At 65.1% G+C, this 13661-nt stretch carries 8 protein-coding genes; 3 read left to right on the forward strand and 5 right to left on the reverse strand.

The genetic code is table 11. The features are described from left to right. From P0Y58_11680 to P0Y58_11700, 5 genes are all read right to left on the reverse strand, one after another. A complete protein-coding gene (locus tag P0Y58_11680) occupies positions 1 to 2775 on the reverse strand; it encodes a malto-oligosyltrehalose synthase (protein WEK32816.1) in 2775 nt (924 codons plus the stop codon). Next, positions 2772 to 4841, reverse strand: a complete 2070-nt coding sequence (malQ, locus tag P0Y58_11685) for a 4-alpha-glucanotransferase (GenBank protein ID WEK32817.1) — start codon at positions 4839 to 4841, stop codon at positions 2772 to 2774. Before malQ ends, P0Y58_11680 begins: the two co-directional genes overlap by 4 nt. Next, a complete protein-coding gene (treZ, locus tag P0Y58_11690) occupies positions 4838 to 6580 on the reverse strand; it encodes a malto-oligosyltrehalose trehalohydrolase (protein WEK32818.1) in 1743 nt (580 codons plus the stop codon). Before treZ ends, malQ begins: the two co-directional genes overlap by 4 nt. A 14-nt stretch (positions 6581 to 6594) precedes the next feature. Beyond that, on the reverse strand, positions 6595 to 8154 hold the full coding sequence (gene glgA / locus P0Y58_11695; protein WEK32819.1) for a glycogen synthase GlgA: 1560 nt from the start codon (positions 8152 to 8154) through the stop codon (positions 6595 to 6597). Between the two features lie 542 nt (positions 8155 to 8696). Continuing rightward, positions 8697 to 8864: a DUF6026 family protein gene (locus P0Y58_11700; GenBank protein WEK32820.1), complete on the reverse strand. Its 168-nt coding sequence runs from the start codon at positions 8862 to 8864 to the stop codon at positions 8697 to 8699. A gap of 171 nt (positions 8865 to 9035) precedes the next feature. Here P0Y58_11700 and gnd point away from each other — a divergent pair, with 171 nt between their 5' ends. The 3 genes from gnd (at position 9036) to P0Y58_11715 (ending at position 13494) form a co-directional block, all read left to right on the forward strand. Beyond that, entirely contained in the window at positions 9036 to 10052 is a 1017-nt protein-coding gene (gene gnd / locus P0Y58_11705; GenBank protein ID WEK33316.1) for a decarboxylating 6-phosphogluconate dehydrogenase, read from the forward strand. After that, the gene (gene zwf / locus P0Y58_11710; GenBank protein ID WEK32821.1) at positions 10049 to 11554 is read left to right on the forward strand and encodes a glucose-6-phosphate dehydrogenase; all 1506 of its coding nucleotides are present in this window, start codon (positions 10049 to 10051) and stop codon (positions 11552 to 11554) included. Before gnd ends, zwf begins: the two co-directional genes overlap by 4 nt. Before the next feature lie 143 nt (positions 11555 to 11697). Next, positions 11698 to 13494: a glycoside hydrolase family 15 protein gene (locus P0Y58_11715; GenBank protein ID WEK32822.1), complete on the forward strand. Its 1797-nt coding sequence runs from the start codon at positions 11698 to 11700 to the stop codon at positions 13492 to 13494. Positions 13495 to 13661 lie beyond the last annotated feature (167 nt).

The raw sequence follows: 13661 nt of genomic DNA on the forward strand, positions 1-13661 counted from the left end.
TCAAGATTGTTGTATCAACACGTTGACCGGAAACTCCGCCAGCAAGGCGCTCAACATCAACTCCTTGGAAGAGCTGACCGCCGTGCAGGGGAAAAGTCCCGTCGAGTTGGCAGGCGACAAGGCAAACGGCAGTACCAGCCGGGTGTCGTCCCAGTTCTGTGCCGGGATCAACGGTGTAGGGTTGCCGCCAAGCAGGTTACTGGCCAGGCGTGGCGCGACGATGACGGCCCGCTCGCCTTCGCCCAACCGGGCAAATGCGATCACCTTGTCAGCGTGTTTGCCCTGCACGGTCAGTGGCAGGTACGCGCCACGGCGGAACAGTTCGGCGTGCGCCTGGCGGCAGTCCAGCACCCGGCCGATCAAGGCCTGCTTGAGGCGACCGTCGCGCCAGTGCGCCAGCAGTTCGGCTACCGGCGTGGCATCGTCCAGGGTGCGACGCCTGCAAGCGTAGTCCACAGCGCGGCGGTTGTCCGGGTCGACCAGGCTTAAGTCCCAGTACTCGTTGCCTTGATACAGGTCGGGCACACCGGGTGTGGTCATGCGCAGCAGGGCCTGCACCAGGCCATTGAGGGCACCGGGGCAGGCCAGCAGCTGCGCGGCATCCGCCACGGATTTGCGCAGTTGCTGGTTCTCGCTGTCCAGCAGCAGCCCATCGATATAGCGGGCACAGGCGCTTTCGTAGGCCTCGTTGGGTGCGCTCCAGCTGCTGCGCAACTTGGCTTCGCGCAGGGCCTTTTGCTGCCACTGGCGGACACGCTCGGCGTACTGGCGCAGGGCGTTGTCGTCGTGCAGGTCCAGTGCCAGCGGCCAACTGCCCAGCAGGGTTTGCAGCAGCATCAGTTCGTCGCCGGGGCTGGGTGCCAGGCCATCATCCAGCTGGGCGCGTAGCGGCTGCGCCAGCTCACGCCAATGCTCCACCCGGCTGGCCAGCCACGGGCCGCGTTCGCTGATCACAGCCAGGCGCGCACGGGTGTCTTCGCCGCGTTTGTGATCATGGGTGGCGGTAGCCAGCAGGTTGTCAGGGAAGTCGCGCAGGCGCCGCTGGGCTTCGTTATGGAAGTGCATGGGCGAGGCGCTGAAACGCTCGGCCTCGAAGCCCACGTCGTTGCGCGACAGCAGCCGGGCACTGCGGTAGAAGGCGGTGTCTTCCACGGCTTTGGCCGCGCTGGGTGCAGTCAGCTGCTGGAAGCGCACGCAGGCGTGGCGCAATTGTTTGCGGGCCCGGCCCGGCGGCATCTGTCGCCAGGCTTGCCCCCCCAGCCATTGCTCAAGCTGCTCCAGTAACGGCCAGTCGGCTTCACCGAGGTCGTGCCGGGCGTCGGCCAGCGCCTGCTGGAAAAACCCTTCGTCTTCAGCTGGGCGCCCGCAAGCGTTGAAGTAGGTGCGATACACCGGGTAATGCGCCACCAGTGCCTGCAAGGCCCGGCGGATCGCGCCCAAGGTCAGATCCCGGGTCATCAGGTCGTTGCGCGCGACCTGCAGCAGCGCCTGGGCCACCGATTCGCAGTCACCGGCAAGGCTGGCATTGAGCACAAGATGACGCGCCTGGCGCACTTCTTCAGGGAAGTCCGGCCGTTCGGTAACGCTCGCCCACAACTCGGTCAGCGGCGCTTCGCCGGCCGGGTCGTGCTGCAGCAGCGAGACCTGGTTCATGAATTCGTAGCCGGTGGTGCCATCGGTGAGCCAGTCGCGGTGCAGGTGTTCGCCTGCGCCCAGAATCTTTTCCACGTAGATCGGGAAATGCTCCAGGGCCGCCTGCAAGGGCCGCTGCGCCAACAGGCCATCGACCCGACGGCGCAGCTTGCGGCAGTAACCGCGCGGGTCGGCCAGGCCGTCGATATGGTCGATGCGCAGGCCGTCCACCAGGCCGCGTTCGATCAGCTCGAACAGCTTGGCGTGGGTGGCCTCGAACACGACAGCGCGCTCCACCCTCAGGCCACCGAGTTCGTTGATGTCGAAAAAGCGCCGCCAGTTGATGTCGTCGGCAGCGGTGCGCCAGCTGGCCAGGCGGTAGGTCTGGCGCTCCAGGAGCAGGTGCAGGCGCTTGAAGCCATTTTCGGCGCGGCTGTCGAATGCCACCAGCGCCGATTCCAGGTCGGCACCTTCGCGTACCAGGCGTGCCAGTTCGGTATGCAGCGGCAGGGCATCGACCAGCGGGGTGGTCGATTCGGCCAATGCCGTGAAGTGCTCGGCCAGGGCCTTGAGTGCCGGCTCCGGGCTGAGGGCGAGAATCCAGCCATAGTCGACCGGGCAAACCGGGAAGCGATGATCGTAATGTGAGATTTGCAGCGTGCCGTGCTGCTTGTCGAATTCAAGCGGTATCTCGCCCTTCTTCAGGGCCACGCCGTAGTCGCAGCCAAGAAACGGCAACAGCAGTTGCCCGGCCAGCAGCGGGTCGCTGGAGTGCCATTGGATATCGAAGAACTCTGCATACGGGCTGCGCCGGCCCCAGGCCAGCAGGCACTGCCACCAGGGGTTGTCGGCACCGCCCACGGCCATGTGGTTGGACACCGTGTCGAGAATCAGCCCCATGCCGTGCTGGCGCAGGGCGGCGACCAGCCGCTCCAGTGCCGCCTCGCCGCCCAGCTCGGGGTTGACGCAGGTCGGGTCGACCACATCGTAGCCGTGGCGCGAGCCGGCGCGGGCCTTGAGAATGGGCGAGGCATACAGGTGGCTGATGCCCAGCTGGGCGAAGTACGGCACCAGCGGCACGGCGTGATCGAGGGTGAAATCACTGTGAAACTGCAGGCGCAGGGTCGCGGTCAGTGGCTTCATCGGTCACGCTCCCAGGCCTGTTCGCGGGCCTGGGCCAGCAGCTCCATGCGTCGTGCTGCATCTTCGTCATCCAGCAGTTCTGCCACCGGCCGGGCAAAGCGCCGCCGCCAGTTGGGGTGGCCGCTGGTGGTACCCGGCAGGTTGGGCTGCTCGTCGCAGCCCAGCAGGTCTTCCAGCGGCACCAGTACCAGCGGTGCACGGGTATGGCCAACGTAGCGGATGGCCGCATCGATCACCGCGTCGTTGTCCTTCAGCTCGCCGTAGTTGGCCTCCAGGGTGCGGCGCAAGCCATCGTGTTCTTTCTGGCGGTCGTGGCGCCAGTGCAACTCGGTTGCCGCATCGATCAGTTGCAAACGGTGGCTCCAGTCGATGTCGCGGTTTTCCAGCCAGCCGGCCAGTGGTGCCAGATCGTGGGTGCCCGTGGTGGCCAGGGCATTGTCCGGCCAGTCGAGAATCGGCTTGAACTGGCCCGGCTTGGTCTGTTCGAAGGGCAGCACGCGCATGCCCAGCACCGCCTTGGCCGCCAGCTGTTCACGCAGGCCGTCGGGCACGGTACCCAAGTCTTCACCGAGAATGATCGCCTGGTGGCGCACCGACTCCAACGCCAGCAGGCGCAGCAAGTCGTCCAGCGGGTAATTGAGGTAGGCGCCGTCGCTGGCTTTTGCGCCCTGCGGGATCAGCCACAACCGGCGCAGGCCCATCACATGGTCGATGCGCAGGCCGCCGGCGTGGGCAAGGTTGGCCCGCAGCATCTCGATGAAGGCGCGGTAGCCGTTGCGCTTGAGGCCTTCGGGCGAGAACGCACAGATGCCCCAGTCCTGCCCGGCGCGGTTGAGGATGTCGGGTGGTGCGCCTACCTTCAGGCCCGCCAGCAGTTCGTCCTGGCGGCTCCAGGCCTGGCTGCCGGCGCCGTCGGCACCCACTGCCAGGTCGGCGATCAGGCCGACAGCCATGCCGTTGCCGCGGGCCGCTTGCTGGGCACGCTGCAGGCCCCGTTCGGTCAGCCATTGGCAAAAAGCATGGAACTCGACTTTGGCCGGGTAGGCGTTGGCAAAGGCTTCAACTTCCGGGTGGTACGGGTCGTGCCAGGCCTTGGGCCAGTTGCGCCAGTCGGCGCCCAGGCCGTGCTCCACAGCGTGTGCCTGCAGCACCTCGAAGCGGCAGTGGTGCTCCAGCGCCTGCCCACCGGCTTCGCGGAAGCTGTCGAAGTCCCTGCGTAATGGGTGGTTACCTTGGCTGAAGCCCTGGTACAGCGCTTCAAGCAAGCGCAGGCGGGCGCGGGCGGCGCGCGGCCAGTCAACCAGCGTGTGTTGCTCCAGGTCGTCCAGCTGTTGCGCCAGGCCGCAGGCTTCAATCGCCATGCGCACTTCCCGTTCGCCCAGCAGGGCAGCGGGGCTGGCGTACAGGGTGTTGAGCAGCAGGCGGCTGGAGGGGGAGTAGGGGCTGTAGTGTTCCTGGTCGACGGCCGACAGCGCGTGGATCGGGCTGATGGCCAGGGCATCGGCACCGCGCTCGGCAGCCAAGCGGGCCAGTTGCTCCAAGGCCAGGCAGTCGCCATAGCCGCCGTCGCCGGGGCGGCGCAGGCTGTACAGCTGCACGGCCAGGCCCCAGCAGCGTGGTGGCGGCTGCTGCACGTTGTCTTCCAGGCTGTGGCAGCGGGGCGGGGCCACAGCCACGGTAAAGTGGCGGCTGTCGATTTCTACCTGGTGGTAGCCAATTGGCAGTTCACCGGGCAAGCGTGCCTGATCGTCCAGGCTCAGGGTGAGTGAGGCGTGGTCTTCCAGGGTGCAGCGCGCGACGCTGGCAGCGCTGAAGTAGCGCGCCAGCGCCAGTGGCTGGCCCAGGTCGGCGGTCAGCAGTGGCGGCAGGTGTTCGCTGTCTTCGGCAGTTTCCACCGCGCGCAGGCTGGCGGCGATGGCGGCCTCATCGGCGGCGGCGTGGCCCAGGCCTTCGAGCACAGCGCGCAGCACCTCGTCACCGACGCGCTGGGGCCGTGCATTGGCGTCGATCCAGTCGCGGCTCAACCCGACGCGGTTTGCCAAGCGGTGCAGGGCGGTTTCGCTCATGGGCGCTCCAGGGCAGGGGGAAGCAGGCTGACCACACAGCTATAGGCGGCCAGTTGGCTATCAGGGTGTTGGGTGTCGCTGCTGTCGAACAGCCGGGTGGCGGCAGCGGGCAGCTCTACCGCTTGCGCAGTAGCTGCGAGGTTCAGGTCGATGCGCAGGGTATTGCCATCGCCCAGTCGCCAGCGTGCGGTCAGCGCTTTGTCGCCGTGCACTTCGGCACCCAGTGAACGGCTGCCGGGCAGGTGCGGGATGACGTGGCGACGGCGCAGATCGAGCAATTGCTGGTACAGGCCGTGGCAGCCGGCAATTACTTCGCGGCTTTGCGGCCGTGAAGCCTCAAAGGTGTGTTCGGCGTTGGGGTCGGGAATGTGCTCGCGTTGCTCGGGGTCGGCGAACGCGGTGAAGTGGGCGAACTCACCCCGGCGCCCTTCGCGCACGGCGTCGGCCAATTCGTCATGGAAGTCGGTAAAGAACAGGAACGGCCGGCAACTGCCATCGTCGTCGCCCATGAACAGCAGCGGAATCATCGGCGCCAGCAGTAGCAGGCCGGTGGCCGCACGCAGGGCTGGCGGCGGGCACAGGCGGGTCAGGCGTTCGCCCAGGGCGCGGTTGCCGACCTGGTCGTGGTTCTGCAAGAACAACACAAAGGCGCTGGGCGCCAGGTGCCCGCTGGGCTCCCCGCGGGGCGTGCCATGGCGGTTCGCCTGGCCCTGGAATACAAAGCCTTCGGCCAGGCAACGCGCCAACTGGTCGATGGGGCGTTGCTGGTAGTCGGCGTAGTAACCTTCGGTTTCGCCGGTCAGCAGCACGTGCAAGGCATTGTGGCCGTCGTCGTTCCACTGGGCATCGAAGCCTTGCTCCAGCAGGCCGGCCTGGTTGTGCTCGTTCTCCAGCACCAGCCACACCTGGCGGCCCGGCTCGACGGCGGCGCGTATCCGCTGCGCCAGTTCGATCAGGAAGTCTGGCTGGTCGATGGCATGCACGGCATCCAGGCGCAAGCCGTCGCAGCGGTAGTCGCACAACCACATCAGCGCATTCTGGATGAAGTATTCGCGCACCTGCGGGCGGCGGAAATCGATGGCTGCGCCCCAGGGCGTCTGCCGGTCCTCGCGAAAGAACGGGCTGGCGTACTGGTGAAGGTAATTGCCGTCGGGGCCGAAGTGGTTGTACACCACATCCACCAGCACCATCAGTCCGTGGCCGTGGGCTTGGTCGACCAGTGCGCACAACTGTTCGGGGCTGCCGTAGGTGTTTTGCGGTGCGTAGGGCAGCACGCCGTCATAGCCCCAGTTGCGGTCGCCCGGGAACTGCCCCAGCGGCATCAGCTCGATGGCACTGATGCCCAGTTCGGCCAGGCGTGGCAGCTGCCGGGCAACCCCGGCGTAGCCATCGAGCAACCCGACATGTAGCTCCTGGATCACGGCTTCGTGCCACGGCCGGCCTTGCCAAGGGTGTTGCCAGGGGTAAGCGGCCACATCCACTACCTGGCTTGGCCCCTGTACGCCGTCAGGCTGGTAGCGCGACGCCGGGTCAGCCACCTGCAGTTCACCGTCGATGCGGTAGTGGTAACGGTCACCGGCCTGGCACGGCGCCACGCCGGTGTACCAGCCATCGTCTTCGGGCAGTAGCGCGATGGCCGGCTGCTGCTCCAGTTCTACGCTCACGCTGCGCGCATCGGGTGCCCAGAGGGCGAAGCGCGCCGACGTGGCGTCCAGCAAGTGTGCGCCATGCCTGTGCATCTTCCAGCCCCCGCTCAGTAGTGGCTCAGTTGCGCCTGCTTGACCAGGTCCTCGTAGAGGCGGGCGTAGGGTTCCACCGCTTGGCACCAGTTGAACGGCTGGGTCATCGACAGGCAGCGCATGGCGTTCAGCAAGTCTTTCTTGCCGTACACATAAAAGGCGCGGCGGAGTGCTTCGCGGTAGCTCTCGACGGTCGACTCGTTGAACAGGAAGCCCGTAACCCCGCACTCGATGGTGTCGGCCAGGCCGCCGGTGTTGCGCGCCACCGGCAGCGAGCCGAAGCGTTGCGCGTACATCTGGCTGAGGCCGCAGGGCTCGTAACGCGACGGCATCAGCAGGAAGTCGCTGCCGGCGAACATGCGCCGTGCATCGGTCTCGTTGAAGCCGATACGCACGCCAATGCGGCCCGGGTGGCGCAGCGCCAGCTCGCGCATGGCCTGTTCCTCTTCCGGCTCGCCACGGCCGATGATCGCAATCTGCCCGCCTTGTTCGACGATGTAGTCGGCCACGCCCAAGGTCAGGTCCAGGCCTTTTTGGTAAACCAGCCGCGAAACCACGGCGAACAACGGGCCTTCAGAAGCCTCCAGGCCGAATAGCTCGCGTACTGCATGGGTGTTGCGCGCCTTGCCTTCCCAGTCGTTGATGCTGAAGTTGTGCTGCAGGTGCTTGTCGGTGGCCGAGTCCCAGCTTTCATCGATGCCGTTGGGGATGCCGCCAAGCAGGCCTTGCTGGGCTTTGCTGGCCAGGAAGCCATCCAGGCCGCAGCCGAATTCCGGGGTGGTGATTTCCCGGGCATAGGTGGCGCTGACCGTGGTGATGTGACTGGAGTAAGCCAGGCCAGCCTTGAGGAACGACAGTTTGCCGTAGAACTCCATGCCCTCTTGCTGCATGGCGTGGTCGGGAATCGCCAGCTCCGGGCTGCAACCACGGCTGTACACCCCTTGGTAGGCCAAGTTGTGGATGGTGAACAGGGTAGGCGTGTTCAGCCCGCGCCAATGCATGTAGGCCGGCGCCAGGCCGGCGGGCCAGTCATGCGCGTGGACCACTTCCGGTGTCCAGTGGATCTTGCCTTCGCCCGCAGCGATTTCGGCGGCAGCCAGGCCCAGGCGGGCGAAGCGGATGTGGTTGTCGGGCCAGTCGCGGCCGTTGTTGGCACCATAGGGTGTGCCGTCGCGCTGATACAGCTCGGGGCAGATCAGCACATAGATGACCAGGCCGTCGGCCATGTCCATGCGCCCGATCTTGCACGGCGGCAGGGCTGCGTGACCGCCCAGTTCACCGACGATGTGGATCGGGTTGTCGCTTTCCATCACCTGCGGGTAACCAGGGATCAGCACCCGCACATCGTGCAGGTGGGCCAGGGCACGGGGCAGGGCTGCGGACACGTCACCCAGGCCGCCGGTTTTCACCAGGTCTGCGATTTCCGAGGTCACGAACAGAATCTTGCGCATGTTCGGGTTGTGTTGGCGCTGGGCGCCGGGTGCCTTGCCTGTCGTGGCGAAATCCGGGGTGAGCGGCTCGCGGTTGTCCGGTTTGAATGAATCTACGTGAGGCTCGACAGCGGCACTGATCATACTTCTCTCCGTCCCTATGCTTGGCCGGGTGCTGGCACCCGTGGCGATGTTTCGTGTTGGTTCTCTCTAGTTCTGAATACTGCGTAGTGCGTTCCTTGCCCCTGAGTCGTGCGCGCAGGCACAGCGCTGTCGGCGTTCCGGCCGCAGGCGATTGGACTGGTTGGGGTGCGTGGGCCGTGCCTGGGTGTATCCCCGGCGTTTGGCCTACTTAGTTCCTGACCCGCCCGCTTTCCTGAAAGTTCGACTTTTTTAGGTCACTCTTCCGTTGAGCAAATGGCGGGCCGAAAACCGAGTGTAGGAGAGAAAGTGATAAAAAGGTGACCCGCTGGTCACTATTGTTATGTGCGAGATAGACGCAAACGTTGGCGTTTGTGACCGGATGTGAAACGGGTTGGGCGAAGGCAGTGCGGGGGTGTTGCGAGGGTGCGCCAAAATGCAGCTCGCTACCTGTATTGCACATTTGTGGTGCGCGGCAGTTTCGAGCGGGTAGGGTTCACAGGTGAGAGGTGGGAGCCAGGCAGCCCCCACAAAAGGAAGAGAAACTAGAGGCTTGCGGCCTTGTCGCCAGCGCGCTGTTGCGCCAGCAGCATATTCAACTGGGCGACCTGCTGGCGCAGTTGGTCGCGTTCGTCCTTCAGTTTGCGCAGCTCATCACGGCGCACGGAGACATAGAGGGTCTGGGTTGGGGTTGCAGGCATCAGGGTACCCATGAGCACACCTCGCGGTTTTGGCTGGTGACAAGTCAAAGCGTAGACGCTTCACGCGGGGCGCATTCTGAATTCTTTCGGAGTCTGTGGGAACTTTTTTGTTTATCGTGGTCTTGCCGTTCGTCGCTGAACCCTCGGACGGCATGCTGGACTAATCTGAAAAGCTGGACTGTGTTGTCATCCATTTCGAAAGGGGAGCATCGGCTCATGCAACTGGGAATCGTCGGGCTGGGCCGCATGGGCGGCAATATCGCAAGGCGCCTGATGCGCGCCGGCCACCGCACTGTGGTGCATGATCGCAACCGTGAAGCCATCACCGGCCTTGAGGGCGAGGGCGCCCAGGGCGCGCACGACCTCGGTGCACTGGTGCAAAAGCTGAAAGCGCCGCGCGCCGTGTGGGTAATGCTGCCGGCTGGCGAGCCCACCGAGCAGACCATCGCGCAGCTGGCCGACTTGCTGGAGCCGGGCGATGCGATCATTGACGGCGGCAACACCTTCTACAAGGACGACATGCGCCGCGCTGCCGAGCTGGCAAAACGTGGCCTGCATTACCTGGACGTCGGCACCTCTGGCGGCGTATGGGGCCTGGACCGTGGCTACTGCATGATGATCGGTGGCGAAAAGGACGTGTTCGAGCGCCTGGAACCGCTGTTCAAGGCGCTGGCGCCGGGCGTGGGTGACATCCCGCGGACCCATGGCCGCAGCGGTGAGCACCAGCGCGCCGAGCATGGCTATATCCACGCCGGCCCACCCGGTGCCGGGCACTACGTGAAAATGGTGCACAACGGCATCGAGTACGGCCTGATGCAGGCCTATGCCGAAGGCTTCGACCTGCTGCGCAGCAAAGGCGGCAACGAGATACCTGAAGACCAGCGCTTTGACCTGAACGTGGCCGAAATCGCCGAAGTGTGGCGGCGTGGCAGCGTGGTCACCTCATGGCTGCTCGACCTCACCGCCGATGCGCTGGTAGCCGACCCGCAACTGTCGCAATTCAGTGGCTCGGTGTCCGACAGTGGCGAAGGCCGCTGGACCATCGACGCCGCTGTCGAACAGGCGGTGCCGGTGCCGGTGCTGTCCAGCGCACTGTTCGCGCGCTTCCGCTCGCGCCAACAGCAGGGCACTTATGGTGACAAAATCCTCTCGGCCATGCGCCTGGGCTTCGGTGGCCACGTCGAGAAGAAAGGCGAATGACTAAACAGACCATTCCAGCCGCACCCCCTTGTACCCTGTTCCTGTTTGGCGCCAATGGCGACCTGGTCAAGCGCCTGCTGATGCCGGCGCTGTACAACCTCAGCCGCGACGGGTTGCTGGACCGCAACCTGCGCATTGTTGGCGTCGACCACAACCCGGCCAGCGCCGGAGACTTTGCCGAACGCTTGCACGCGTTCATGGTCGAGCGTGACCAGGGCGGCGAGGGCAGCGCCAAGTGCCTGGACGAAAAGCTCTGGGCTCGCCTGGCCAAGCGCCTGGATTACCAGACCGGCGATTTCCTCGACCCGGCCACTTACCAGGCCCTCGCCAAGCGCATCGATAAAACCAGCCACGGCAATGCCATCTTCTACCTGGCCACCTCGCCGCGCTTCTTCCCCGAGGTTGCGCAGCGCCTGGGGCAGGCTGGCTTGCTCGACGAGTCTGCCGGCGGTTTTCGCCGGGTAGTGGTGGAAAAGCCGTTCGGCACCGACCTGGCCAGCGCCGAGGCGCTCAACGCCTGCCTGCTGAAAGTGATGGGCGAGCGGCAGATCTACCGCATCGACCATTACCTGGGCAAAGAGACTGTGCAGAACATTCTGGTCAGTCGTTTTTCCAACGGCCTGTTCGAGTCTTTCTGGAACAACCACTACATCGACCATGTGCAGATCACCGCTGCGGAAACGGTTGGCGTAGAAACCCGCGGTGCGTTCTATGACAGCACCGGGGCCCTGCGCGACATGGTGCCCAACCACCTGTTCCAGTTGCTGGCGATGGTGGCCATGGAGCCGCCGGCTGCGTTCGGTGCTGATGCCGTGCGTGGTGAGAAGGCCAAGGTGGTCGGTGCCATCCGCCCGTGGTCGGCGAAAATGGCATTGAAAAATTCCGTGCGTGGCCAGTACAGCGCCGGCAAGCAGGGGCGCAAGCAGTTGCCCGGCTATCGCCAGGAGGCCAATGTCGCGCCGGACAGCCAGACCGAAACCTACGTGGCGCTGAAGGTGATGATCGACAACTGGCGCTGGGCCGGCGTGCCGTTCTACCTGCGCACCGGCAAACGCATGAGCGTGCGCGACACCGAAATTGCCATCTGCTTCAAGCCCGCGCCGTATGCGCAGTTCCGCGAGTCGGAGCTGGAGCGGCCCAAGCCCAACTACCTGAAAATCCAGATCCAGCCCAACGAGGGCATGTGGTTCGACCTGCAGGCCAAACGGCCAGGGCCGGAGCTGGTGATGGAAAATGTAGAGCTGGGCTTTGCCTACAAAGACTTCTTCAAGATGACCCCGGCGACCGGCTACGAAACGCTGATCTACGACTGCCTGACCGGTGACCAGACCCTGTTCCAGCGGGCCGACAACATCGAGAACGGCTGGCGAGCGGTACAGCCGTTTCTGGATGCCTGGGCCCAGGGCGGCGAGGTGCATGAGTACCCGGCTGGTGAGGATGGGCCCGAGGCTGGCAATGAACTGCTGACCCGGGACAAGCGCGAGTGGCACCGGTTGGGCTGAGATGTTTGTAAGCCTGTACTGGCCTCTTCGCGGGCTTGCCCGCTCCCACAGGGACACCACCACCTTCACGGCTTGTGGCGATCCTGTGGGAGCGGGCAAGCCCGCGAAGAGGCCAGTACAGGCAATCACACAAAGGAGACCCAATGCCCGCCCATATCGAAGACTACGCCCTGCTGGGCAACTGCCGTAGCGCAGCCCTGGTCAGCCGCGACGGCTCACTCGACTGGCTATGCCTGCCCCGCTTCGACTCCCCCGCAGTCTTCGCCGCCCTGCTGGGTAACGAAGAAAACGGCCGTTGGCGCCTGGCCCCGTGCGACCCGGTCGAGCACAGCAGCCGCCAATACCTGGACGACACCCTTGTACTGGAAACCACCTGGGTCACCGCCACGGGTCGTGCCCGGGTGCTTGATTTCATGCCACTGGGCGAAGTCAATTCGGTGGTGCGGATCGTCGAGGGTCTCAGTGGCGAAACCAATTTCGAAATGGACCTGGTCATGCGCTTCGACTACGGCCGCAGTGTGCCCTGGGTGGAGCGCCTCGACCCACTGACCCTCAGCGCCGTTGCCGGCCCCGACCGGCTGATCCTGTGCACCACGGTGCCCCCGCATGCCGTCGACCACCATACCGTTGCGCGCTTTCGCGTCGGCACGGGCGAGCGCCAAGTCTTCAGCCTGCGTCATCAGCCCTCGCACCTGCCGCTGCAGCCCGATTGTGATATCGACCAGGCCTTTGCCCAAACCGTCGAGCAATGGCAGGCCTTCGCCGCCCGGTGTCCGCAGGTAGGCCCCTATACCCCCTTGGTACGCCGCTCGTTGCTCACGCTCAAGGCCATGACCTACGCCCCTACTGGCGGTATTGTCGCCGCCGTCACCACCTCGCTGCCCGAGCGTGTAGGTGGCGAGCGCAACTGGGACTATCGCTTCTGCTGGCTGCGCGATGCCACCATGACGTTGCTTGCCTTCATGAACCTCGGCTACTTCGACGAAGCCCAGGCCTGGCGCGAATGGCTGCTGCGCTCGGTGGCCGGCAACCCCGAACAGATGCAGATCATGTATGGCCTGGCCGGTGAGCGCGACCTGCAGGAATACACCTTGCCGTGGCTGGCCGGTTACGAACATTCGCAACCCGTGCGGGTAGGCAACGCCGCGTCGCAGCAGGTGCAGCTGGACATCTATGGCGAACTGGCCGATGCCATGACCCAGGCGATCAAAGGCGGCTTGCCCCGCCACCCGCGCAGCGCCGCCATCTCCCGCCTGATCTTGCCTTATGTCGAACGCATCTGGCGCGAGCCGGACGAAGGCATCTGGGAAGTGCGCGGCGGCCGGCAGCAGTTCGTGCATTCCAAGGTCATGGCCTGGGTCGCCTTCGACCGTGCCGCGGGGCTGGCCGACACCACAGAAGAAGGCCGCGAACGCGGGCACCATTACCGCCAGGTGGCTGACGAGATCCATCGCGAAGTGTGCGAGCACGGCCTGGACGCCAGCGGCCGGTTTTTCGTCCAGGCATATGGCTCGACCGAAATGGACGCCAGCCTGCTGCAGATCGCCCTGACCGGCTTTCTGCCGGCGGATGACCCACGCTTCTTGCGCACGCTGGAGCAGATCGAACAGCGCCTGCTGAAGAATGGCCTGCTGATGCGCTACGACAGTGACAGCTGCAGCGACGGCCTGACGCCGGGGGAGGGCACCTTCCTGGTGTGTTCGTTCTGGCTGGCTGACGTGTATGTATTGCTGGGGCGCCAGGCCGAAGCCGAAGCGCTGTACCAGCATCTGACCGGCCTGAGCAACGACCTCGGCTTGCTGGCCGAGCAATACGACCCGGCCGGCCAGCGCATGCTTGGCAATTTCCCCCAGGCGTTCAGCCATATCGGCATCATCAACACCGCACTGAACCTGCACCGCGCACAGTGCCCGGTGCGTGACCGGGCCAGCTGTGGATAGGACAAGCGCTCCGAGTACCCTGTGGGAGCGGGCGTGCCCGCGAAGAATCCAACGCGGTGCATGGCACCGGCTGCGCCGGTGTGCGCGGCGGTTCGACGCCTCGACACGCCCGCTCCCACAGGGATTGCATCCGCTTCGAGCAAGCGGAGTAGACTAGGTCAAACACC

The organism is Candidatus Pseudomonas phytovorans, assembly GCA_029202525.1.
GTDB lineage: Bacteria > Pseudomonadota > Gammaproteobacteria > Pseudomonadales > Pseudomonadaceae > Aquipseudomonas > Aquipseudomonas phytovorans.

What these genes read in the sequence shown, in the direction of transcription:
- glgA (WEK32819.1), bottom strand. Translation starts at nt 8,154, where the DNA reads ATGATCAGTGCCGCTGTCGAGCCTCACGTAGATTCATTCAAACCGGAC.
- zwf (WEK32821.1), top strand. Translation starts at nt 10,049, where the DNA reads ATGACTAAACAGACCATTCCAGCCGCACCCCCTTGTACCCTGTTCCTG.
- treZ (WEK32818.1), bottom strand. Translation starts at nt 6,580, where the DNA reads ATGCACAGGCATGGCGCACACTTGCTGGACGCCACGTCGGCGCGCTTC.
- P0Y58_11715 (WEK32822.1), top strand. Translation starts at nt 11,698, where the DNA reads ATGCCCGCCCATATCGAAGACTACGCCCTGCTGGGCAACTGCCGTAGC.
- P0Y58_11700 (WEK32820.1), bottom strand. Translation starts at nt 8,864, where the DNA reads ATGGGTACCCTGATGCCTGCAACCCCAACCCAGACCCTCTATGTCTCC.
- malQ (WEK32817.1), bottom strand. Translation starts at nt 4,841, where the DNA reads ATGAGCGAAACCGCCCTGCACCGCTTGGCAAACCGCGTCGGGTTGAGC.
- P0Y58_11680 (WEK32816.1), bottom strand. Translation starts at nt 2,775, where the DNA reads ATGAAGCCACTGACCGCGACCCTGCGCCTGCAGTTTCACAGTGATTTC.